This window comes from Oryzophilus luti, assembly GCF_059726245.1.
In genome coordinates, this window is the sequence record NZ_AP040874.1 from 1,522,191 (window position 1) to 1,545,553 (window position 23,363).

20 protein-coding genes and 1 tRNA gene are annotated in these 23,363 nt (G+C 62.4%); 14 read left to right on the plus strand and 7 right to left on the minus strand.

The annotated features are described in order from the left end of the window. Nucleotides 1–238 precede the first annotated feature (238 nt). Nucleotides 239–315: transfer RNA gene (locus AC6IZO_RS06540), tRNA-Met, on the minus strand. Between the two features lie 530 nt (nt 316–845). Between AC6IZO_RS06540 and fadR the strand changes: the two genes are divergently transcribed. Then, a complete protein-coding gene (fadR, locus tag AC6IZO_RS06545) occupies nt 846–1,472 on the plus strand; it encodes a fatty acid metabolism transcriptional regulator FadR (protein WP_497809194.1) in 627 nt (208 codons plus the stop codon). Between the two features lie 33 nt (nt 1,473–1,505). Further along, nucleotides 1,506–3,323, plus strand: coding sequence for an AMP-dependent synthetase/ligase (locus tag AC6IZO_RS06550; RefSeq protein WP_497809196.1), 1,818 nt, complete (start codon nt 1,506–1,508; stop codon nt 3,321–3,323). Here AC6IZO_RS06550 and AC6IZO_RS06555 read toward each other — a convergent pair. After that, nucleotides 3,284–4,777: a nitronate monooxygenase gene (locus AC6IZO_RS06555; protein WP_497809198.1), complete on the minus strand. Its 1,494-nt coding sequence runs from the start codon at nt 4,775–4,777 to the stop codon at nt 3,284–3,286. The genes AC6IZO_RS06550 and AC6IZO_RS06555 overlap by 40 nt on opposite strands. A 219-nt stretch (nt 4,778–4,996) precedes the next feature. Between AC6IZO_RS06555 and AC6IZO_RS06560 the strand changes: the two genes are divergently transcribed. The 4 genes from AC6IZO_RS06560 to AC6IZO_RS06575 all read left to right on the plus strand — a co-directional run bounded on the left by AC6IZO_RS06560 (nt 4,997) and on the right by AC6IZO_RS06575 (nt 9,062). Continuing rightward, on the plus strand, nt 4,997–5,767 hold the full coding sequence (locus AC6IZO_RS06560) for a thiazole synthase (protein ID WP_497809200.1): 771 nt from the start codon (nt 4,997–4,999) through the stop codon (nt 5,765–5,767). Continuing rightward, on the plus strand, nt 5,768–6,874 hold the full coding sequence (locus tag AC6IZO_RS06565) for an acyltransferase family protein (RefSeq protein ID WP_497809202.1): 1,107 nt from the start codon (nt 5,768–5,770) through the stop codon (nt 6,872–6,874). 76 nt (nt 6,875–6,950) lie between these two features. After that, a complete protein-coding gene (locus AC6IZO_RS06570) occupies nt 6,951–7,655 on the plus strand; it encodes an HAD family hydrolase (protein WP_497809204.1) in 705 nt (234 codons plus the stop codon). A gap of 210 nt (nt 7,656–7,865) precedes the next feature. Then, complete coding sequence (locus AC6IZO_RS06575) at nt 7,866–9,062, plus strand: HD domain-containing phosphohydrolase (RefSeq protein ID WP_497809206.1); 1,197 nt, start codon at nt 7,866–7,868, stop codon at nt 9,060–9,062. A 93-nt stretch (nt 9,063–9,155) separates the two neighbouring features. On the opposite strand, the gene AC6IZO_RS06580 is transcribed toward AC6IZO_RS06575, so the two are convergent. Next, nucleotides 9,156–9,467 (minus strand): Rieske (2Fe-2S) protein, encoded by a 312-nt coding sequence (locus AC6IZO_RS06580; RefSeq protein ID WP_497809208.1) that lies wholly within the window; start codon nt 9,465–9,467, stop codon nt 9,156–9,158. A 163-nt stretch (nt 9,468–9,630) separates the two neighbouring features. On the opposite strand from AC6IZO_RS06580, the gene AC6IZO_RS06585 reads away from it, so the two are divergent. Then, nucleotides 9,631–10,419: a glycosyltransferase family 2 protein gene (locus AC6IZO_RS06585; RefSeq protein WP_497809210.1), complete on the plus strand. Its 789-nt coding sequence runs from the start codon at nt 9,631–9,633 to the stop codon at nt 10,417–10,419. Between the two features lie 245 nt (nt 10,420–10,664). Continuing rightward, nucleotides 10,665–11,426, plus strand: a complete 762-nt coding sequence (locus AC6IZO_RS06590; RefSeq protein ID WP_497809212.1) for a DUF4097 family beta strand repeat-containing protein — start codon at nt 10,665–10,667, stop codon at nt 11,424–11,426. 403 nt (nt 11,427–11,829) lie between these two features. On the opposite strand, the gene AC6IZO_RS06595 is transcribed toward AC6IZO_RS06590, so the two are convergent. The 3 genes from AC6IZO_RS06595 to AC6IZO_RS06605 form a co-directional block, all read right to left on the minus strand. Beyond that, nucleotides 11,830–12,585: an SDR family NAD(P)-dependent oxidoreductase gene (locus AC6IZO_RS06595; RefSeq protein WP_497809214.1), complete on the minus strand. Its 756-nt coding sequence runs from the start codon at nt 12,583–12,585 to the stop codon at nt 11,830–11,832. A 110-nt stretch (nt 12,586–12,695) separates the two neighbouring features. Next, nucleotides 12,696–12,962 carry an ArsR/SmtB family transcription factor gene (locus AC6IZO_RS06600; RefSeq protein WP_497809216.1) on the minus strand — a complete coding sequence of 89 codons (267 nt, stop codon included), beginning with the start codon at nt 12,960–12,962 and terminating at the stop codon, nt 12,696–12,698. A gap of 32 nt (nt 12,963–12,994) precedes the next feature. Then, on the minus strand, nt 12,995–15,178 hold the full coding sequence (locus tag AC6IZO_RS06605) for an alpha-ketoacid dehydrogenase subunit alpha/beta (protein WP_497809218.1): 2,184 nt from the start codon (nt 15,176–15,178) through the stop codon (nt 12,995–12,997). Nucleotides 15,179–15,336: 158 nt separating this feature from the next. On the opposite strand from AC6IZO_RS06605, the gene AC6IZO_RS06610 reads away from it, so the two are divergent. The 4 genes from AC6IZO_RS06610 to AC6IZO_RS06625 all read left to right on the plus strand — a co-directional run bounded on the left by AC6IZO_RS06610 (nt 15,337) and on the right by AC6IZO_RS06625 (nt 19,261). After that, a complete protein-coding gene (locus AC6IZO_RS06610) occupies nt 15,337–16,071 on the plus strand; it encodes an HAD-IA family hydrolase (protein WP_497809220.1) in 735 nt (244 codons plus the stop codon). Nucleotides 16,072–16,188: 117 nt separating this feature from the next. After that, complete coding sequence (locus tag AC6IZO_RS06615) at nt 16,189–17,097, plus strand: sulfide/dihydroorotate dehydrogenase-like FAD/NAD-binding protein (protein ID WP_497809222.1); 909 nt, start codon at nt 16,189–16,191, stop codon at nt 17,095–17,097. After that, on the plus strand, nt 17,087–18,553 hold the full coding sequence (gene gltA / locus AC6IZO_RS06620) for an NADPH-dependent glutamate synthase (protein ID WP_497809224.1): 1,467 nt from the start codon (nt 17,087–17,089) through the stop codon (nt 18,551–18,553). The genes AC6IZO_RS06615 and gltA overlap by 11 nt, the downstream gene beginning before the upstream one ends. A gap of 78 nt (nt 18,554–18,631) precedes the next feature. After that, nucleotides 18,632–19,261: a hypothetical protein gene (locus tag AC6IZO_RS06625; RefSeq protein ID WP_497809226.1), complete on the plus strand. Its 630-nt coding sequence runs from the start codon at nt 18,632–18,634 to the stop codon at nt 19,259–19,261. Between the two features lie 117 nt (nt 19,262–19,378). On the opposite strand, the gene AC6IZO_RS06630 is transcribed toward AC6IZO_RS06625, so the two are convergent. Then, the gene (locus AC6IZO_RS06630) at nt 19,379–20,374 is read right to left on the minus strand and encodes a TlpA family protein disulfide reductase (protein WP_497809228.1); all 996 of its coding nucleotides are present in this window, start codon (nt 20,372–20,374) and stop codon (nt 19,379–19,381) included. A gap of 230 nt (nt 20,375–20,604) precedes the next feature. Between AC6IZO_RS06630 and uvrB the strand changes: the two genes are divergently transcribed. Then, nucleotides 20,605–22,593, plus strand: a complete 1,989-nt coding sequence (uvrB, locus tag AC6IZO_RS06635; protein ID WP_497809230.1) for an excinuclease ABC subunit UvrB — start codon at nt 20,605–20,607, stop codon at nt 22,591–22,593. A gap of 382 nt (nt 22,594–22,975) precedes the next feature. Then, nucleotides 22,976–23,290, plus strand: coding sequence for a hypothetical protein (locus tag AC6IZO_RS06640; RefSeq protein WP_497809232.1), 315 nt, complete (start codon nt 22,976–22,978; stop codon nt 23,288–23,290). The last annotated feature ends 73 nt before the right edge of the window (nt 23,291–23,363 follow it).

The window sequence follows — 23,363 nt, forward strand, 5'->3', positions numbered from 1 at the left end:
CGCTGTCGCGGCCTCTTCGCCCCCTGCCTGAGCGGCAAGACTTCGCAACACAACAGTCCCCTAACCCACTGCCGGAGAAACCTTTGAGCCAACCCGCGCGCAAAGCTCCCCGCTCGATTCTCATAGGACAAACTATACGAAGCGCCGCCCCGCGCAAAGCGGATAAGCGTACCTGTGGTTGGAATTCAGCGGGAAAAGACAAACGCCACAGGAGCTGAGCTCAACTGTGGCGTTCCGATGGTTGCGGGGGAAGGATTTGAACCTTCGACCTTTGGGTTATGAGCCCAACGAGCTACCGGACTGCTCCACCCCGCAACAAGATAGTAACAATCCATAGCCCCAGAGTCAAACCAACGCCTGTGGATCACGAACGATGCTGCTCGCACCCGCATGAACAGCGGCGTTGCGCTGGCAGTCGCAAGTGCAGTCGTAGAACGGTCCCCCTCGGATATGCACAGACCACGATGCCCCGAGCCGTGTGGCGCTTCAATCCGTGGCACACCGGAGCCGCCGTGGCGCAAGTATTTTGTGTCCCGCGTGGCGGCTCGTACATCGGATGCTTGTGCGAGTTGCAGGGCCCAGCATGGCGCATTTTTCGGTGAGAACGGGGCAGCGTTTTCCAGGTGCGAGGCACAGCGTTTTTGTCCCGCGGAATCCTGTTGCACCCGGAAGGCAGTTTTGATACTGTCTCCGCCCATCGGGTGAGGCATGGCATGGCCGGGCAACCGGCAGACCCTGCGGCCCGGCGTTGCGTTTCATCGAAATCGGCTTTAGAGTGTGGGCACCTGCTGCCCGCGGAAAATAAAGGCCGCGGACGGAGAGCGATTCCCTTGGGAAACATTCACGTGCCGAATCGAGAGGATGAACCACAGGCGGGCCAGATCTCAGTCAACCGTCTGGCCAGCGAGAAGTATCAGCGCATTTTGGACGCCGCCATCTCGGTGATTGCCGAGAAGGGCTTTCATGTAGCTCGTATTTCTGATATCGCCGATCGGGCGGGAGTGGCCGACGGCACTATTTATCTTTACTTCAAGAACAAAGAGGAGATTCTGACCTCGGCCATTAATGCCGCCTTTGACGGATTCGTCAAGGAGGCGCGGACGGAACTGGCCGACATCGAGTCTCCCACCGAACGTCTGCGGCACCTCATCCGGATGCACCTGGGACGCCTCGGCGCCAACCGGGACATCGCCATCGTCTTCCAGATGGAGTTGCGGCAGAGCGCACGGTTCCTGACCCCGTTTTCGCGGAACCACATGATCGAGTACTTCGGCATTGTGCGGGAAGCGATCCGCGAGGGGCAGCAGCAAGGCATTTTCCGTCCGGAGTTGAACGACAAGATTGCAGCGAACTGCTTTTTCGGGGCGGTGGATGAAATGGTGACCTCCTGGGTACTGGCCGAACAGAGCTATCCCCTGGAGCAGGCGACGGAAGAAGTCGCCGATATCATTTTGTCCGGGTTATCGACGTAACCGAGCGCTGGGTCCCCTCACGGCGCCGCTATCATGAATGCAACGCCGAACCCGAACCTGCATACGCTGAATGATGTTTTCTTCCGTGTGGTGGAGCGCGACCATCCTCGCGTCATGCTCTACGAATGCGGCGGAAAATGGCAGCCAATGTCTTCTCGCGAGCTCTACCGGCGCGTGACGGGTGTAGCCCGCGCGCTTCGCCGCTGGGGCGTCCAGCGCGGAGACCGTGTCGTCATCCTCAGCGAAAACCGGCCCGGCTGGGCCATCGCCGACTTCGCCATCCTCATGATTGGCGCGGTCACCGTGCCCATTTACCCAACGCTCACGGCCGAGCAGTGCGAGTACCTCATCCGCAACTCCGGCGCGCGCACCATCTTTGTCTCCACGAACGCACAGCGCCGCAAGGTGGAGGAACTCTCGCGCGCTATCGGCCTAGAACACCTCGTCCTGATGGATGCCCCCGAGCCGAAACCCACCGGCTGGAAGTTCGAACTAGTGCGGATGAATGACCTGATGGCTGCCGGCCCCATGGAGCGCGACCACGAACTGGACGCCATTGCCCGCAGCGTGCAGCCGGACGAGTTGGCCACGCTCATCTACACCAGCGGCACCACCGGCACGCCCAAGGGCGTCATGCTCACGCACGGCAACATCATCAGCAACATGCAGTATTCCATGAGCGGCTTCGCCTTCAACGAGGGCGACCTGTCGGTCTCCTTCCTGCCGCTCTCGCACATCCTGGCGCGCCACGTGGACTACGTGAAGTACTCCTCGAAGGTGACCATGTCGTACTGCCAGAACATCGAGGAGCTGCCGCGCACGCTGAAGGAAGTGCACCCCACGGTCTTCGTGGGTGTGCCGCGCGTCTTTGAGAAGATATACAACGGTGTGCAACGGCAGGTGGGCCACACCGGCCCGAAGCGCCGTCTCTACAACTGGGCCATGAAGGTGGGCGAGCGCCACATGCAGGAGGTCCTTGAAGGTCACCGCCCGCGCTCTCTGGCGTGGAAGCTGGCCAACGCGCTGGTCTTCCGCAAGGTGCTCGACGGCATGGGCGGACGCGTGCGCACGTTCATCTCCGGCGGCGCGCCGCTGGGGCGCGAACTGGCCGAGTGGTACGCCAAGATCGGCCTGCTGATCTGCGAAGGCTACGGCCTCACCGAGACCTCGCCTGTCATCGCCGTCAACACTCCGGCCGAGCACCGGCTGGGCAGCGTGGGCAAGCCGCTGGTGAACCTCGAAATCCGTGTGGCTGACGATGGTGAGCTGCTGGTGCGCGGGCCGAGCGTCTTCAAAGGGTACTGGCAGATGCCGGAGGAGACGGCGAACGCCATTGAAGATGGCTGGTTCAAGACCGGTGACATTGTTGCGCTCGATAGCGACGGCTACCTGTTCATCACCGACCGCAAGAAGGATCTGATCAAGACCTCCGGCGGCAAGTTTATTGCGCCGCAGCCGATTGAGAGCGCGCTGAAGACGAATCCGCTGGTGGCCGAGGCGGCCGTCATCGGCGAGCGCCGCCGCTTCCCTGCCGTGCTGATTGCGCCGAGTTTCCCTGTGCTCGAGGCTTGGGCGCGCGAAAACAGCGTGAGCTATGCCTCTCGCGCGGCGCTGGTGGCCGACGAACGCGTGCAGAAGCTCTACGAGCACATTGTGGAGAGCATTAACGAGAACCTGGCAAAGCACGAGCGCCTGAAGAAAGTGCTCGTGCTGCCGGATGAGTTGACTATTGAAAACGGCCTGCTTACGCCGACGTTGAAGCTGCGCCGCCGCAACGTGGAGGCACGTTACAAGCAGCAGATTGAACTGCTCTACGCAGAGAGCACGTTGCCTGCGGAGGCTGCGAGCTGAAAGCCCTCGACTTCATCGATCGCAATCGGCTGCTTCACCTTTGAGAGCAGGCTGCGGACGGCATCGGCGGCCGTGTAGTCCTCTGCGTTCTCGAGCATCCGCGCCACGGCGGCAAAGTCGTTGCCCGCGGTGATCAGGCACGGCTCGGTGTAGCCGTCCTTGCGAACCTGCTCCAGCCCGATGTTGGCCAGCAGCGCGTTGCACAGGCACTTGCGGCCCTCGGTATCTTCCGGCTTGCCGCCCTTGGAGAGGTAGAGATCGGCCGGCTCGGCGGCACAGCGGAAGCCCACCTTGCCCTCCGGCGTGCGGTACGCCTCACGAAGCTGCCCCACGTCGCACAGGCGCACGCGCGCCTCGTACACGGCCTGTTCCGATCCGGTGCCTTCCACCTGTAATACCTTGAACGGGAAGCCCGTCGGCGAAGCCAGCATGTCGGTACGCACCTTTGCTTCGCCCGCGCGGGCCATGCGCAGGCCCGCCTCGCGCATGTCGCTGCGCAGGCCGGACTCGCGGCACAGCGCGAACAACGTGCCCACCTGCACGCCAGCGGCGCCGGTGGCCAAAGCCTGCTCCACCATCTCCGGCGAACCGTAGCCGCCCGCGAGCCAGAACGGCAGCTCCATGGCGCGCAGTTTCTCCAGGTCCACCGCGTCGCGCTCGCCGTAAACCGGCTCGCCCTCGGAGTCCATCTGCAGCTTGCCGCGCGGCGGCGCATTGTGCCCGCCAGCTGTGGGGCCTTCAATCACAAAACCGTCAACGCGGCCATTCGCCTTGCGCACCATCGTCAAGGCCAGCGTGTTGCTTGAGATGATGGCCAGGAACTTCGGACGCTCCAGCGGCGGCAGTTCGCACTCCATGACTTCGCGCGGATCAAACTCAACCAGCGTATGCGCGTCGTCCGCCTGCGCTCCGCAGACATAGAGCGGATAGCTCGCGGGCTGATGCTGCGACAGCGCGTCGAGCGCGCCGGGCACCTTCAGCGGAATGCCCGCGCCCATCAGCACGTAGCTCACACCGGCCAGCATGGCGCCGTACATGGCGTAGAGGTGCGGCAGTTGAACCTTCTCGAGAAAGTTGATACCCACGGGGTTCGAGTGACCTTCGCGCGCAAGCCAAACCTCGCAGAAGTGACCGGTAATGGTCAGGTCAATGAGATCGGGCGAACTCTTGAGGGCAAACATCGGCGTCAGCTTGAACGGCGCGCCAGCGGCCTTGCCGCCTTCGATGAAGTAGCGCGAAAGCACCCGCTCGGCCATCTTGGGGAATGGAAAGTGCGCCAGCGCGCGGCGCATGTGCCCGCCGGGATCGCCCATTTGCAGGCGGCGCGCCAGAATCGCATCCAGCGCCACGCCGGAAACTACGCCCAGTTCGCCCGTCATTGAAACCGCTCGCGCCAGCTCCCAGCTGGAAACGCCCGCGCCCATTCCACCCTGTATCACTCGAGGCAACCGCACAGCACACACTCCTGCCCGCACAACTTCTGTTCCGCGGATGCCTAAATTGTTGCAAGATTGGCGCGGCGGCATTGTAAGAGTTCTGTCGGAAACCGCCCTGTTCTGTAAGAGTTTTGTATGCGCCTGAGCCGCGCGCATCGCACGCGCCGGAAACTCACTCCCCCGGCGATGCACAGCCCGCACGCGCCGCGCTTGGCGAGTTCCATTACAATAGGGCGCATGGATACGCTGGTAATTGCGGGCAAGACGTTCCACTCCCGCCTGATCGTCGGTACCGGAAAATACAAGAACGGTGAAGAGACGGCCGCAGCGCTGGCCGCCAGCGGCGCCGAAATGGTGACCGTCGCCGTCCGCCGCGTGAACCTGGACCGCAGCAAGGAATCGCTGCTCGACTTCATCGATCCCCACAAATATTTCCTGCTCCCCAACACCGCCGGCTGCTACACCGCCGATGAAGCCATCCGCGCCGCGCGTCTCTCGCGCGAGGTCGGCCTGAGCGACTGGGTCAAGATCGAGGTCATCGGCGACCAGAAGACGCTCTACCCCGACGTGATGGCCACCGTTGAGGCCACGCGCGTGCTCGTGAAGGAAGGCTTTACCGTGCTGCCCTACACCTCGGACGACCCGGTCTTCGCGCTGCGCCTGCTCGACGCCGGTGCCGCCGCGGTGATGCCGCTTGGCGCGCCCATCGGCAGCGGACTCGGCATCCAGAACGTGGCCAATCTCCGCATCCTGCGCGAGATGATCACCACCGTGCCGCTCATTGTCGACGCCGGTGTGGGCACGCCCTCTGACGCTGCGCTGGCCATGGAGCTGGGATTTGACGCCGTGCTGATGAACACCGGCATTGCCGCCGCGCAGCAGCCCGTACTGATGGCCGACGCCATGAAGCACGCAGTGCTCGGCGGACGCCAGGGCTACCTCGCCGGACGCATGACGAAGAAGCTCTACGCCAGCGCCAGCAGCCCGGTGGAAGGGATTTCGCGCTAAGTGAGCACGACGGCCCCAGCCCCCGTTCCGGCTTCGGCCGTCGCTCGCCTGCCCCGCCCGGCATGGCTGCCTGAGCAGATTCCCGCCTTCGACGGACTGCGCGGCCTCGCCATCCTCGCCGTCATCTTCTACCACTGCCACAACAAATTCGCTGGCACGCCGATTGAGCCGGTGATCGTCTGGGGCTGGGCGGGCGTGGACCTGTTCTTCGTCCTCAGCGGCTTTCTCATTACCGGCATCATTCTTCAGGCGCGGCACAAACAGCACTTCTACCGCAATTTCTACGTTCGCCGCATCCTGCGCATCTGGCCCGTCTACTACCTTCTGCTCTTTCTCGACTACTTTTTCCTTCCGCTGATTTTTGAAGGGCCGTGGTCGATGATCGGTAAAGTTTCGCACGCGCCGTGGCTGTTCTACATCTTCTTCGTGCAGAACCTCTGGCCCATCAACATGCCGGGCACCATCGGCCCCACCTGGAGCCTCGCCATTGAGCAGCAGTTCTACCTGTTCTGGGCACCGGTGGCCCGCAAAATCAAGCTGCCCGTGCTGATGGCGCTGCTGACCGGCGTGCTGTTCGCCTCGCCGTTCCTGCGCATGCACCTGGCGGGGCACACATCAACGCACACGCTCGGTCACCTCGACGGGCTGGCGGTCGGCGGACTGATCGCCGTCGGCTTCTCACTGTGGCCGAATGCCGTGCGCGCCTGGCGCGCCGTCTGCTACCTCGCGCTGGCCTGCGGCATCAGCGGCGTGGTGCTGATGCTGCACCGAGGATCGGCCTACACGAGCATGCTGCTGGCCATCGGCTTTGGCGGAATGCTGCTGGCGGCGGTATTGCCCAAGGGCTTCGGATACTACCGACAGGCGCTCTGCTGGCGGCCGCTGGTGCACGTAGGCAAAGTCAGCTACGGGCTATACATCATGCACATTCTGGTCTATGCCTTCCTCGGCGGATTCATTGATCCGTTCTTTGCGCCGCACGGAATGTGGGGCAATCTTGCTACCGGCGTAATACGCATCGGTGCCGCCATCGGCCTCGCCTCGCTGCTGTTCAAGTATTTTGAGATGCCGATTCTGGCGCTAAAGAGCCGCTTCAAGTTCAGCTAGCGCGCCAGTCCTTGCACAGCCCTGCCGTCGGCAAATTGCGGCTTCAGCCCGCTCCAATTCAGCTAAACTGGATGGGATGTCCACTGAAACGCCACGCCAGACAATCCTGATTGACGCCGACGACACGCTCTGGGAAAACAACATCTACTTTGAGCGCGCCATCGCCGAATTCACCTCGTTCCTCAACCACGGCGAGCTGGCGCCCGCCGAGGTGCGAGAGGTTCTCAACGAGGTGGAGCGCGAAAATGTGGTGCGGCGTGGCTACGGGCTCAAAAGCTTTACCCACGCGCTGGCGGACACCTTTGAGCGCCTCTCCGTGGAGCCGCTGACGCCGGAGTTGCGCGCCACCATTCAGGGCTTCGCGCACAAGATCGCCGTCCACCCAATTGAGATGATTCGCGGTGTGGAGCCAACGCTGGGGTACCTGCGCGAGCGCCACTCGCTGCTGCTGGTGACCAAGGGCAATTTTGAGGAGCAGACCGGCAAGGTGGAGCGCAGCGGCTTGAAGCACTACTTCACCGCCGTGGAGGTTGTCCCTGAGAAGGATGAGGCCGCCTATTCCGCGCTGCTGAACAAATACGCGCTGGACGCGGCCGCCACGTGGATGGTTGGCAACAGCCCGCGCTCGGACATCAATCCGGCACTCGCCGCAGGGTTGAACGCCGTCTTTGTGCCGCACGCGGACACCTGGGTGCTCGAGCACGAGACGCTGGCCGAGGCTCAACCGCCGCAACGCCTGCTGCAACTGGGCACTTTCGCCGACCTTCAGGAACACTTCTAGTCAGGCGCGTCTGCACTCGAAGCCGCGATTTTCTGCATCCGAGTCTTCAGCATGGGTACCTTTCTTCGCAACACTCATTCCAGTAGCGAAACTGCTGACGCGTGGTAGCCTTAGCTTGCTCTGGTTCTCCCATCCCGCGTGGATGCGAACCGCCAAAATCTGAGACGGCTGCTCAACAGCTTCGCTGCCCTCAGCGAACTCGGTCCCGCTTTGACTGCGGAAACCGACTTTGCGCAGACCGCGCCAATGGTGCTCGGCTCCATCATGGAAGCCACGGCGGCGCGCGAGGGCGTGCTGTTCCGTTACACGGACCGTCCTTCGATGCTGGTCTCCATGGCGTCGGCGGGATACACCTCCTTTCCTGAACCAGCTCTTATTCCTCTGCTGCCGCGCCACGTGCACAACCTCACGAGGCTGAACGGCCCGGTGCTCTGCCACCAGGAGAGCGAATACTTCTCCACCAACGGAAACTTTCCGCCACAGTTGTTCCGCTGCATTGCGCCGCTGAAGGTGCGCGGGAAGCTGGTGGGCCTGATGGCATTGGGCCAGCGCAAGGAGTCGACCGCCTACGATGCGGCCGATCTCGCGGACCTCTCCCTGCTGGCGCAGTACGTGGCACTCGGCATGCACAACCATTCGCTGGTTGAGACGCTCTCCCAGCGCGTGAGCGAGAACCTGAAGCTGGTGGCCACCGTCCACAGCTTCTACGACAACACGCTCGAGGCCTTCGCCGCCGCCATCGACTTCAAGCACATCAACATTCACGGTCACTCGCTGCGCGTGGGCCGCTACGCCGCCGGCATCGCCGAGTCACTCGGCGTGGACCAGCACGAGGTCGCAGGAATCCGCGCCTCCGGCTACTTGCACGACATTGGCAAAATCGCCATCGACAAGGCTCTATTCGGCAAGCCCACTGCGCTGCTGCCCGAAGAGTTCCGCGAGATGGCCGACCACACCACCATGGGCTATGACATGGTGCATGACGTTCACTTCCCCTGGCCGCATATTCCCGAGGTCGTGCGCTGGCACCACGAGCGCGCTGACGCCACCGGCTACCCAGACAAGCTGCGCCTCGGGGAGATGAAGGATTCGGTGCGCATCGTCGCCCTGGCCGACAGCTTTGACGCCATGACCAGCGAACGTCCGTACCGCCACTCGATGACGCTGGGCAGTACGCTGCGCGAACTTATCCGCCTGACGCCGCAAAAGTACGACCCCAACACGCTCCAGGCGCTGCTCATTCAGATCCGCCGCGACGCTGTGGCCTCCATGCAGAATGCCCCGGCCACAGAGGTTCAGCCCCGCTTCCTCGATGCGCGACTCGGCTCCATCTCGCCGTCCGACGTCGATCACCTAGCCGGAATGTTGCAGCACAAGGTCAGCGGAGCGCGCATCCACCTGGCGTAACCGAAGGCTTCAAGCTCCAAAGATTTCACGCAAGAAAGAAGGGCCGGAGAGAATCCGGCCCTTGTACTTGGATCGCTGACAAAGAGCGCTTCCCTATCCCTCCACGTACACGTCCTCGCCCACAAAGGCCAGCGCAAAGCTCTTCACGCCAATGGAGGGATTGTGGCCGCACTGGCCGGTCTTGCAGTCGAACTCCCAGCCGTGCCACGGACAGACTACGCGGCCATCTTCGATGCGGCCGGTGGCCAGCGGTGCGCCCGCGTGCAGGCAGGCGCCGTCAATGGCGTGGAACTCACCGTTGAGATTGGTGACGCAGACCGTGTTCTCCGCGTCCAAGTTGAATTCGCGCATCTTACCTGCCGGGGGAAGGTCCCCACGCGAGGCGATCCTGGTTCGGTTGGCCATGCAAGAACCTTACCATGTGCGCTTGCACTTTCTTCTCGGCGGTGTGCCGACTGGGATACACTGAGAAACACTCTGACAGGATTTTGCGATTCGGCGAGCATTGCCCTTGGCCTGCCTCCGCACGTTGTTGGAGAAAGCACCGTCTCGCTTCGCGGAGGAGCCATTGGCAAGCCAGGTAAGCAGCTCGGATGTGCAGCGCGTGGAGCACGCGTCCTTTGCGCCCGAGCGTCCCAACTTCAAGACCCTGACCATCATCATTCCGGTCTACAACGAATGCCGCACCGTGCGCAGCGTGCTGGAAACCGTGCTGGCGCAGCCCACCGGTCCGCTCGCCAAGGAAGTCATCCTCGTTGATGACTGCTCCACCGACGGCACGCGCGAACTGCTGCAATCGTTCGATCTGCAATCATTCCCCGCGAGTCCAGGCGACACGATCAAAGTGGTGCTGCACGAACACAACATGGGCAAGGGCGCGGGCGTGCGCTCCGCGCTGGAGGCCTCTACGGGCGAACTGGTGCTGATGCAGGACGCCGACTTCGAATACGATCCGGGCGACTACCCCGCGCTGCTCAAGCCCCTTCTGGAAGGCCACGCCGACGCCGTCTTCGGCAACCGCTTCCACGACGGCGCGCACCGCGTGCCGCGCTTCTACCGCTTCGTGCTCAACCGGCTGTTCAGCATCCTCTGCAACATGCTCACCAACCTAGCGCTCAAAGACGTCACCGCCTGCTACAAGGTCTTCCGACGCCAGGACCTGCTCGACGCCCACCTGCACAGCGACCGCTTCAGCTTTGAGACCGAGATCACCGTCAAGCTGGCCAAGATGGGCGTGCGCATCTACGAAGTGCCCATCGTCTACCACGGACGCACCTACGCCGAGGGCAAAAAGATCAGTTGGGCCGATGGCGTGGCCGCCACCTATCACCTGTTCCGCTACCGGTTCTGGAGCTAGCAGACGACCATTCTCCGCATGCATCAGGCCTCGGCTCACGCCGGGGCCTTTTTGTCTTCGCAGGCAAAACATAGTTCGACGGCCAGGCGCACAATGTAACGAAATATTGCGCCGCAGTCCTGCGTGCTCACCCGCGCAAACACTGCCTGAACCCATCGCTCCCGGAAAAACATGAAACCTTGAAACTTTGTTCTGCGTAGCTAACTAATGTACCCAACTTTCGTCCAAGGCAAAGGAGAGAAGTGATGTTGAATTCCATCCGCCGCACACGTCAGGCCCTGCTGTTTCTGGTCGTGCTGTCTGCGTTCACCGCATTCGCCCAGGCCCGCGTCACGCAGGAGTTCCACAAGACCGTGCCGCTCACCGCAGGCGGAACCTTCTCACTCAGCAGTCTCAACGGCAACGTCAAAATCAGCGTCTGGGACCGCAATGAAGTTCAGATTGATGCAGTCAAGAGCGCGGATCAGCAAGCCAAGCTCGACGAGTGCCGCATCGAAGTATCGAACTCCGCCAGTTCCGTCCGCGTGGAAACCAAGTATCCGCACAAGGTGAACAACAACCCGGCGAGCGTGGAGTACACGATTCATCTGCCGCGCCAAGCGCAGCTTGATGAGGTAGAAACCGTCAATGGCAACGTGCACGTCGAAGACGTTACGGGCACCGCGCACATCAAGACCGTCAACGGCAACATTGAGGCACGCAACCTGAGCGGGGCACTCAAGCTCAACACCGTGAACGGACGTCTGCAGGCATCGCTCGCGCACCTCAACGGCAAGCCGGTTTCGCTGGACTCCGTGAATGGCAACGTGGAGTTGAGGCTGCCCGCCAACGCCGACGCTGCGCTGCACGCCTCCACCGTCAACGGCAGCGTGCGCAACGATTTTGGGCTTCCCGTGGAGCATTCCCATTGGGGCGGCGGTACAAGCTTTAATGGGACTTTAGGGCACGGGTTTACAAAAGTTGACTTGAGCAGCGTCAACGGCAGTATTACGATTGCGAAGTTTTAGGAATTGTGGGGAGAACTCTGCAATAAGTTTGTTGAAGCTCTGACGTGTCGCCTCCCCGAGTCGTTCCCCACCTGCCCAGGAGAGCGTCTCGACTAGACCGTCAGGTTCCGGGCCAGCAATGGACCGGAAAACAAATCCCCATCGCGCAAGCGATGGGGAGAAGAGGCCGCCGGGATCCTGCCCGAACCGGCGGCCTTGGTGTTTCTGATCGAATCTTTGCCCGACTTCGGATTTCTTTACAAACAAATTCTACCAGAAGCACCTTTGCGAAGCCCGAAACGGCACACCTAAGCCATTTAATTCTTTATAGATAACAAAACTGGCCCGCCTTCGCAGCGGGCCAGCGGCATTGCGCCTTTGTAATACAAACGTTCATTTTTTTACCTGCGCGGCACGTCTTTTTCTATATTCGGATGCCGCCACCGACGTACAGCGTTTCGCCCGTGACCCAGCCGGAATCTTCCGAAGCGAGAAAGACCGCCGCCTTGGCAATGTCCTGCGGAGTGCCGACGCGGCCCATCGGAGTACGTGAAACCGCGAATTGCCGGAAGCTCTGGTCGCCACCGGCGCTCTCCATCGCCTGCACGCCCTCGCTCTCCGTGAAGCCCGGCCCAAGGGCATTCACCCGGATGCCACGCGGCCCAAGTTCCTGCGCGATGGACTGCGTGATCGCGTTCACAGCCGCCTTGGTGGCCGAGTAAACGCTGATGGTGGCAGTCGGCCAGAGAGCGGCCACCGAGCTGAGGTTGATAATGGCGCCTCCCTTGCCCAACCGCGCTGCGGCTTCGCGCGAGGCCAGCAGCGTGCCAAGCACATTCACATCAAAGTGACGGCGGTAGTGGGTTTCGTCCACCAGTTCCAGCGGGCGGAACTCATAGATGCCCGCGTTGTTGACCAGCACATCGAGCCGGCCATACGTTTTGTCCACAAACTCAAACAGCGCCTTCACGTCCGAGGGACTTGCCACGTTGGCCTGGAAGATGGAGGCCTTCCCTCCCTTTGCTTCAATGCTGCGCTGCACCTTTTCGGCGCCCGCCTTGTCGCTTGCGTAGTTCACCACCACGGCGGCGCCTTCGGCCCCCAACGCCTCCGCAATGCCCGCGCCAATTCCCTTGGACGCACCGGTAACCACCGCCACTTTGCCCGTTAACTTGCCCATGTGCATGCTCCTGCCTATTCTATAATTCGACACCTATCGAACTGATGAGGCAAGGAGCCGCGGCGATTCGCGGCTTCCATATTAATTTTTTCGATTGCCGGAGCGGTGGGCTAGATGCGTTTTAACTCCGCCAGGTATTTTTCCCAGACGTCACGCCTGACCTTCATGTGGGCAAAGCGGGCCGAGCGCCGCACCTGTATGAGTCCGGCCTCGGAAAGCTCCTTTAAGTGGTGAGAAAGCGTGGCCGGGCTGATCTCAACGTGTGAGCGCAGGTTGGAGCAGGCCATCTCATCGCAGCCTGCAATTCTGCGGAAGATCTCGTAACGGCTCGGATCAGCAAGCGCCCGGGAAATCTTTTGTACCTGTTCGGCCTTCATTGCTCCGTCCCTGCGGCTCCCCCGTCGCTTGCTTAATATTCCGCCAGCTTCGCCATCGCCTGGTAAATGTCCTCCGCCTGCGGCAGGATGACATCCTCCAGCTCCGGCTGATAGGCCACGAAAGTATCCTTCGCAGCCAGGCGGCGCACCGGCGCGTCCAGCGAGTCGAACAGCTCGTCGGCGATGCGGGCGGCAATCTCCGCGCCGTAGCCCCAGCTCTTCATGTCCTCATGCAGCACCAGCACGCGGCTGGTCTTCTTCACGCTGGCGGCAATGGCCTCCCAGTCGTACGGGCTGAGGGTGCGCAGGTCAAGGATTTCGGCCTTCACCCCGCGCTCGCGCTCAAGCTTCTGTGCAGCCTGCAGGGCACGCGGTACCGTAGCGCCGTAGGTGACAACCGTCAGGTCGCTTCCCTCGCGCACGGTCTTGGCCTTGCCGAAGGGGATCATGTAATCCGGCCCCGGGTAGGCGGCGCGGCCATAGGTCTCGCGGTAGAGCCGCTTGTGCTCCAGGAACAGCACTGGGTCGTCGCAGCGGATGGCTGTGCGCAGCAGGCCCGCCGCATCCAGCGCGTTCGACGGGAAGACCACGCGGATGCCCGGCGTGTGCGTAAAGATGCTCTCGCCCGACTGCGAGTGGTAGATGGAGCCGCCCGTAAGGTAACCGCCAATGGCCACGCGGATGACCGCCGGGCAACTGAAGGCATTGTTCGACCGCCAGCGGATCAGCGACATTTCATTGCGCATCTGGTGCATGGCTGGCCAGATGTAATCGAAAAACTGGATTTCAACCACTGGCTTGGCGCCGCGCGTGCCCAACCCGATGGCGCGGCCGACAATGGTGGCCTCCGCCAGTTGCGAGTTGTAGACGCGGTCGCTGCCGAATTCGGTCTGCAGGCCGCTGGTCAGCTTGAAGACGCCGCCCTTGCCCTTCATGTGCAGCTCGGCCAGGTTGTGGTAGCGCGAGCAGTCGGCCACGTCCTCGCCAAAGATCACGATGCGCTCATCGCGCTTCATCTCGTCGCGTAGCGTGGCGTTGATCAGATCGGCCATGGTGCGCTCGTTGCCCTTGGGCTGCGCTTCGGTCTCAAACTGCTTGGAGCGAACGTCCAGGTTGGGCGAGTAGACGAAGTGCTGGTAGCTGTCCTTGGCTGGGAACTCGGCCTCCAGCGCGTGCTCGGCGGCCTCCGCCACCAAGGCACTCACTTCTTCATCCAGCTCCTTCAACGATTCCTTGGTGGCAATGCCTTCCTGCAGCAGCAGGTTCTTGAGCTTGGTGATCGGGTCGCGCTCGGCGTGCTTCTTGCGCTCGCTCTCCGGGCGGTAGAGCTTCTCGTCGTCGGAAAGCGAGTGCGAATACGGACGGATGACATGTCCGTGCACCAGCGCGGGGCCGTGTCCGGCGCGGACGTGCTCAATGGCGCGCTTCATGGCCGCATAGCTGGCCAGGTAGTCGCAGCCATCGCACTCCTCAAAGTGGAAGTTCGGGAAGTTGGCCACCAGTCGGCTGATGTTGCCGCCCGAGGTATTCACCTCCACCGGCACGCTGATGGCGTACTCGTTGTCCTCCACCACGTAGAGCACAGGCAGCTTCATATTGGAAGCCGCGTTCAGGCTCTCCCAGAACTCGCCCTGAGAGGTGGTGCCGTCGCCGGTAGAAACGTAGACAACCTCGTCCGGATGGTGCTGCACGTCCTTGAACTCGCGGTAGTCGCCAGCGGCCTTCTTCTCTGCCGATGCCGGATGGCGCTCAAAGTAACGGCCTGCCTCGGCGCAGCCCACGGCCTGGGTAAACTGCGTGCCCGTCGGCGAACTCTGGGTGACGATGTTCAGCGGCTTGGAGGCCCAGTGCGAGGGCATCTGGCGTCCGCCGCTGGCCGGGTCGTCGGCCGCACCCACCGCCTGCAGCAGCATGTCCAGTGGCGTCACGCCCAGCGCCAGGCACAGTGCGCGGTCGCGGTAGTAGGGGTAGAACCAGTCGTAGCCGGCGCGCAGGTTCATGGCGGCGGCCACCAGCAGCGCCTCGTGTCCGGCGCAGGAGATCTGGAAATAGATCTTCTGCTGGCGCTTGAGGAGGATTTCGCGGTCGTCGAGCCGTCGCGACATCACCATCCACCGGTAGGCCTCCATGAGTTGCTTGCTCGTAAGCCCCTCCCAGGTCTTCTCCAATGTGGTGGTGCCACCGTTATTCCCAACGCTCTGTACGGCCTTTGCCATCGTTACGCCTCGAATTCTCTGGATACTGTGGCAGACGCCAACCGCGGCTGCTCGCAAATCCTAGATTGTAAATGAATCGGGGCCCCTCCGGCGCGACTGTTGCGCTGACGGCCGGCAATGCAGAACACGCCTGGGCTCCAGCACCGTATACTGGAGGCATGATCCGCGTCACCCATCAGATTCCAAACGAGGACATCAAGCTTCTGATTTTTGACCTGGACGGCACGCTGGTCGACAGCCAGCTCGACCTGGCCGAGACGGTCAATGCCATGCTCCGCGAGTACCGCCGCCCGGAGCTGCCCTGCGAAGTCATCCGCAGCTACATCGGCGACGGAGCCCCCATGCTTGTCCGCCGCGCGCTCGGCGACCCGCAGGATGAAAATTATGTCCGCCAGGCGGTCGAGTTCTTCATGGCCTACTACCGCGAGCATCTGCTGGACAATACCTTTGTCTACCCGGGCGTCGTCGAACAGCTCCAGCGCTTCCAGCAGAAGGGGTACAAAATGGCCGTATTGAGCAACAAGCCGGTCATCCCCTCGCGCCGCATCTGCCTGGGCCTCGGCATCTCCGACTACTTTTTCTCCATTTACGGCGGCAACAGCTTTGAGACCAAGAAGCCCGACCCGCTCGGCGCGCTCAAGCTGCTGGAAGAGAGCGGCATCCCCGCCGCGCAGGCGGTTATGATCGGCGACTCGCAGAATGACGTGCTGACCGCCCGCAATGCCGGGCTGTGGTCCATCGGCGTCAATTACGGACTTTCGCCCCACACGCTGCAAATCCACCCGCCGGACGTGCTGGTGGATGCCACGGAAGAACTGGCGCCCGCACTCGGGCTGGCGGATTCCGCCGCGCACTCCACCGAGCTGCCGCGCAGCGAGGGCTTTGCCGATTAACGCGTTTTCTATCAGCCGCCCGCTGGCTGGCTGATTTCCGCCATGGTCTCGGCTGTGACAATCATCACAGCCAGCAGGTGCGGCGGCATTTGAAACTGTTCTCTTAGGCGGTCATACATGTACAAAATCATCGACGCACGCCCGTTGGGCACGAACATCAAGCAGTTTGTGATTGAGGCACCGCGCGTTGCGCGCAAGCAGCAGCCGGGGCAGTTTGTCATCCTGCGCCTGCATGAGCACGGCGAGCGCATTCCGCTCACCATCAAGGACAGCGACCCCGAGGCTGGCACCGTCACCATCGTCGCGCAGTCCATCGGCAAAACCACCACGCTGCTCAACATGCTGGAGACCGGCGACTACATTCACGACATCGTCGGCCCGCTCGGCCATCCGTCGGAGATTGCCAAGTTCGGCACCGTCTGCATTCTGGCCGGCTCGGTGGGAACCGCCATGGCGCTGCCCACGGCACGCGCGCTCAAGAAGGCTGGCAACCACGTCATCTTCATCGAGGGCGCCCGCAACAAGGATCTGGTCATCTGCGAGGACGAGGTCCGCGCTTACAGCACCGAGCCCTACATCATGACCGACGACGGCACCTACGGCGAAAAAGGCCTGGTCACCGTCAAGCTGAATGAGCTGATCGCCGCAGGCAAGAAGCCCGACTTCGTGCTGGCCGTAGGCCCGGTACCGATGATGCGCGCCGTCGCCAACGTGACCACGCCGCTCGGCATCAAGACCATGGTCAGCCTGAACTCGATCATGGTGGACGGCACGGGCATGTGCGGCGGCTGCCGCGTGCTCACCGGCAACACCGCCAAGTTCGCCTGCGTCGACGGCCCCGAGTTCGATGCCTCCATCGTCAACTTTGAAGTGCTGATGCAGCGCAACACCATGTACCGCGAGAAGGAACGCGAAAGCCTCGAGGCATTGAAGGCCAACCCCGAGGCCGAGTTGGAACATATGCGCGAACTGCGCCGCAAGGCCGAATCCGAATGCGCGTTGAAGGGAGTCGAACATGCCCAATAGCAACCCTGTCCCCAAGAAGGAGCGCATGAAGATTCCGCGCACGCACATGCCGGAGCAGAACGAAACGGCGCGCGCTGCGAACTTTCTGGAAGTGAACCTGGGCCTGGAGCAGATCAACGCCGCGCGCGAGGCGCAGCGCTGCATCGAATGCGAAAAGCCCGGATGCATGCAGAAGTGCCCGGTCGGCGTGAAGGTGCGCGAGTTCCTCGATCTGGTGGTCGCCGGTGATTACCTCGCCGCCGCCGCCAAGATCCGCGAAGACAACGCGCTGCCCGCCATCACCGGACGCGTCTGCCCGCAGGAAAAGCAGTGCGAGGGCGGCTGCCTGCTCGGCAAGAAGGGCGAATCGCTCGCCATCGGTTACGTTGAGCGCTTTATCGCCGACTTTGAGCGCGGCAGCGGTCTGCACGGCCTTCCGGCCATTGCGCCCGCCACGGGCAAGTCGGTGGCCATCGTCGGCAGCGGCCCCGCCGGCCTGAGCTGCGCCGGAGACCTCATCCAGAAGGGCCACCGCGTGCGCGTCTTTGAGGCCCTGCACGAACTCGGCGGCGTGCTCGTCTATGGCATCCCCGAGTTCCGCCTGCCCAAGGACATCGTGCATGGCGAGATCGACAACCTGCGCCGCATGGGCGTGGAGTTTGAGACCAACGTCGTCGTCGGCAAGTCAGTCACCATCGACGAGCTGATGAACGATGAAGGCTACGATGCCGTGTTCATCGCCACCGGCGCAGGCCTGCCCAAGTTCCTCGGCGTGCCCGGCGAGCACTTCAACGGCGTCTACTCCGCCAACGAATTTCTGACCCGCGTAAACCTGATGCGCGCCTACCAGTTCCCTGTCTATGACGAGCCGGTTTACGACTGCCGAGACAAGGACGTGATCGTGGTCGGCGGCGGCAACACGGCGCTCGACGGCATACGCACCGCCAAGCGGCTGGGCGCGCGCTCGGCCACCATCGTCTACCGCCGCACCGAAGCCGAAATGCCCGCGCGCATTGAAGAAGTGCGCCACGCCAAGCAGGAAGGCATCCAGCTCCGCATGCTGACCAACCCGGTCGAATTTCTGGGCGACGAAAAGGGCTGGCTGACCGGCGTGCGCTGCATTGAGATGGAGCTGGGCGAGCCGGACGCCAGCGGACGCCGCCGCCCCATCGAGAAGCCGGGCTCGGAGTTCGAGATTCCCATTCAGGTCGCCATCATCGCCGCCGGAACCAGCGCCAACCCGCTGATTCAGTCGACCACGCCAGACCTGAAGACCAACGCCCGCAACTACATCCTGGCCGATCCGGAGACGAACCGCACCAGCAAGAAGGGCGTCTTTGCCGGTGGAGACATTGTGACCGGCGCGGCCACGGTCATCCTGGCCATGGGCGCAGGCCGCAAGGCCGCCGCCAGCATTCAGGAGTACCTGACCACGGGCGACTGGCCGGAGCTTCCGGAAGCCGTGGTGAAGGCCTAGCCCGTCGCCGACCACTCAAGCAATCGCAAAAGCCCGCTCTTGGGAGCGGGCTTTCTGCTGCGCTAAACTGTTTGCCTCATGGGCACCAACGGCAATTCCGGGAACTCCAGTTTCGGCCTCACCACGGCCGAGCTTCGCGCCCTGCGTGCGCTCAATAATCCGGTCAAGATTCAATCCTTCCTTGACGCCATGACCTACGACTATTCGGACACAGCCGGTTCTCCGCGCCGGGTATTGCGCACGCGCCGCGGACACTGCCTGGAAGGCGCTCTGTTCGCCGCCGCCGCGCTGCGCATCCACGGACGCCCGCCGCTGGTGATGTACCTGGAGGCCGTGCGCGACGACGACCACGTGGTGGCGCTCTACAAGGAGCACGGCCTGTGGGGCGGCATTGCCAAATCGAATTACGCGGGCCTGCGCTTCCGCGCGCCCGTCCACCGCACTCTGCGCGAGCTGGCCATCAGCTACTTTGACGGCTACTACAACCTGCGCAGCGAACGCACCCTGCGCTATTACTCCGCACCGGTCAACCTCGCACGCTTTGACGCCACCGATTGGATGATTGCCGAAGAAGACCTGTGGCCGGTGGCCGAATACCTCGGCACAGCGCGCCACTTCCCGCTCGTACCTGACAAGGTGGCCAGCCGCCTGCCGCGCCTCGACCGCCGCAGCTTTGAGGCCGGCCAGCACGGCATGGTGAAGCATTAGAAGAGTTTCGGAAGGTTGCGTAAGGTTTCAAAGACTTGAACAGACCGGTAAGCCGGGTGCCCCAGGTTCGCGCCGCGCCTTTCGGCGCCAACCTGGGATGCTGCAACTTCCCTCCCGTTATTCCAGAACCTTCTTCAGCGGCCCCTTCATGCGCGAGTTCAACGTTTGCTGCGGATCCAGCCCGCTGACGCGCTCGCGCACGATGCCCTCTTTATCGATCAACAGATAGGTCGGATAGGCTCGCACGCCGAAGGTCTTTGTCATGTGGCCGTCGGCGTCGCGATACTGCTTCCACGTCATGCCGTGCGACTTGATGAACTCGCGCCACTTGGCGTCGTCCTCGTCCGCACTCACGGAAACAATCACGAGCTTCTCCGCCGGATACTTCTTCGTCAGCTCCTTCAGCTCCGGAATCGACTCGCGGCATGGCGGGCACCACGTCGCCCAGAAGTCCACCAGCACCGTGCGCCCCTTGAGTGAGGCCAGCGTGATCTTCTCGCCCTCAACAGTCGTCAGCTCAAAGTCGGGCGCAAAGGCCAGCCGCGCACGTCGCGGATCGGCCAGCCACTGCCGCGCGCTCTCCGCGTCGCTGCTCTTGGGCTTGGAGGCGAGGTACAGTTCAAGCTCCTTCTTCCCCTCGTCGTCCTTCTCCTGCAGCAGCAGCGTTTCTCCAATGCGGAAGTGGAAGTACGCGCTGCCCGGCTCGGCCGCCAGCGCCTCACGGTAGGCCTGCTCGGCCAGCGCCAGCTTCTTCTTGTCGTCGTTGGCAAGCCGCGCCAGAATGTAGCCCTTCATGCCGAGCGCGTCGGCGCGCTCCGTCGCATTGGCAGCGGAGGCCACCGCGCGGTCGGCCAGCTTCACCGCCCCACCGTCTTCGTGCAGATACGCCTTGGTCAGCGCCATGCTCGAAAGACACTCCTCGCAGCTACCGCCGCGCTGCTTGTTCAGTTTTTCAAACACCTCATAGGCATCCCGGTACTTGCCCTGTTTCAGCAGCTCACGCCCCGGGCGCAGTCCCTGGTTCACGTCCTGTTGCGCCGCACACACCGCCACCGCGCACAGCGCCAGCGCCATCAGCACCCACAGCAATCGCACGGCTCCTGCCGTCTTCATACGCGTCTCCGCCCACCTGTGATGAATCTCAAAATCAATGCCGGTCTCCGCATTCTACGCCGCGCCAACAGGCGGCGGCACCCATTGCCAACCGCAGTGCCGTTCGTCCCGGCTTTCCCTTTTTCTTCGCTGCTGACTATAATCGAGGTTTCCGCTGCTTGCGCCGCAGCCGTTGGGGACGGACGGCGCGCAGCTTGCGCCACGCGCGGCTTGGGGAGGCCGCAGCCAGCATGCAGATGAAGGTTTCCAGCACGTACAAGCCGCAAGGTGATCAGGCGAATGCCATCGAGCAGCTTTCGCGCGGCATTGAAGAGGGCGAGAAGCACCAGGTGCTGCTCGGCGTCACCGGCAGCGGCAAAACCTACACCATGGCCAAGGTGATTGAGCAGGAGAACCGCCCCGCGCTCATCCTGGCGCACAACAAAACGCTGGCCGCGCAGTTGTTCCATGAGTTCAAGTCGTTCTTTCCGGAGAACGCCGTCGAGTATTTCGTCAGCTATTACGACTACTACCAGCCCGAGGCCTACATCCCCGCCTCGGACGTCTACATCGAGAAGGAAGCGACGATCAACGACGAGCTGGACAAGCTGCGCCTCTCGGCCACCAAATCGCTGTTCGAGCGCCGCGACTGCATCATCGTCGCCAGCGTCAGTTGCATCTACGGCCTCGGCTCGCCGGAAGCCTACTACGGCATGCTGCTCTTCCTTGAGAAGGGCCAGAAGATCAAGCGCAAAGAGATCACCAGCAAGCTGGTTGAAATCCTTTACGAGCGCACCGAGACCGACTTCAAACGCGGCACCTTCCGCGTCCGCGGCGACGTGATTGAAGTCTTCCCGACCTACGACGACTTCGCCTACCGCATCGAACTCTGGGGCGACGAGATCGAGTCGCTCTCGCAGATCGACCCGCTGTTCGGCACCGTCAAGCAGAAGTTCCAGCGCCTCCCCATCTACCCGAAGACGCACTACGTGATGAAGCCGGAGACCAAGACCAGCGCGGTCGACAGCATTCTGAAAGAGCTCGGCTGGTGGGAGAAAGAACTGGAATCGCAGGGACGCCTTGTCGAGTCGCAGCGCATACACCAGCGCACCCGCTTCGACCTTGAGATGATCAAGGAGATGGGCTACTGCCACGGCATCGAAAACTACTCGCGCCACTTTACCGGGCGCCTGCCGGGCGAGCCGCCGCCAACCCTGCTCGACTATGTGCCGAGCGACTACCTGCTGTTCATCGACGAGTCTCACCAGACCGTGCCGCAAATTCACGGCATGTGGCATGGCGACCGCTCGCGCAAGGAGAACCTGATCGAGTACGGCTTCCGCCTGCCGAGCGCGCTCGACAACCGCCCGCTCACCTTTGAGGAGTGGGAGAACCGCGTCAACCAGGTCATCTATGTTTCCGCCACGCCCGGCCCCTATGAACTCACCAAAGCGGGCGGTGTGGTGGTGGAGCAGATCATCCGCCCCACCGGCCTGGTCGATCCGCAGGTGGAGGTGAGGCCCGTCAAGGGCCAGATCGACGACCTGCTGCACGAAATCCGCGACCGCGTGGAGAAGAAACAGCGCGTGCTCGTCACCACGCTCACCAAGCGCATGTCCGAGGACCTTGCCGAGTACTACGCCGAGGTCGGCGTGCGCTGCCGCTACATGCACTCGGAGATCGAAACGCTGGAGCGCATCAAGATTCTGCGCGACCTGCGCAAGGGCGAGTTCGATGTATTGATCGGAATCAATCTATTGCGCGAAGGCCTCGACCTGCCCGAGGTCTCGCTTGTCGCCATTCTCGACGCCGACAAGGAAGGCTTCCTGCGCTCCGCCGGCTCGCTCATCCAGACCATTGGCCGCTGCGCGCGCAACGTGGAGGGTCGCGCCATCCTCTACGCCGACCGCATGACCGACTCGATGAAAAAGGCCATTGGCGAAACCGACCGCCGACGCGCCATCCAGCAGGCGTACAACGAGGAGCACGGCATCACGCCGCAGAGCATCGTGCGCTCGACCGATATGTCTCTGGCGCAGGTCGTCGAAGCCGACTACACAGATATTTCAACACAGGCCGAGGGCATACCGGAGTTCAAGTCGCAGGAGCAGCTTGACACCTATATCGCGAAGCTCGAGGAAGAGATGCGCGAGGCCGCCAAGAAGTTCGAGTTCGAGCGCGCCGCCAAACTCCGCGACCAGATCAAGGAACTGCGCTCCAAGGAATTTCTCTTCGGGTAGAGCGCAGCTTCCCTCGCACGGCCTTCTTCTTTTGCGGGCGTCATCCTGAGCGCAGCGAAGGATCTGCTTTTGCTTCTCACCTTCGATTGACGGTTCGATCATTGCTTGGATTGCAGTCGTTTCCTCACGCCACTCTGCCACGCCAGAGCCTGCCTCCGCCACAGACAATGCGCATCTCCAGAACACAGCCTACCAGGTAGCCTCGGGCTTCAGCCCGGGGACACACTCCTGCCATTAAGAGCATCGCCCTCGGCGAAGGCGCGCCTGTGGTTGGCGCGTCGCAGCCCGAGTTGAGGGCGCGCACGCGTTTGTTCGACTTCCCGCGCCTGCGCGTGTAGCATCCACACAGGCTTGGCGACAGGCCGCGAATTCTTACGTTTTCATGGAGCACGTTGTGCAGGACCGCGAATTTCTTTGTGAACACAACATACAGGTCGGCGAATTACAGCCCGCCATCCACATGCGCGTCTACCGCCGGACGGTCGACCGCAAGATCGTCATCGAGCAAAGCCACTTTCTCAAAACCGCCATCCAATACCTGCCGCACGCAGTGAACGAGCTGCCTCAGGAAGACGTGAATGAGGCGCTGGCACAGCTCGACCACAACATCCTCAACTTTTATGAGCAGGCGCTCAACCGCGGCTACCAGCCCTCGAACGACTGGCTGGTGCAAAACACGAGCTACAAGGCGGAGTAGCCGCCGTCAGCGGGCACGCTGCCCGCGCGATCATCCAGACAAAAGCGAAAGGCCGCGCATCATGCGCGGCCTT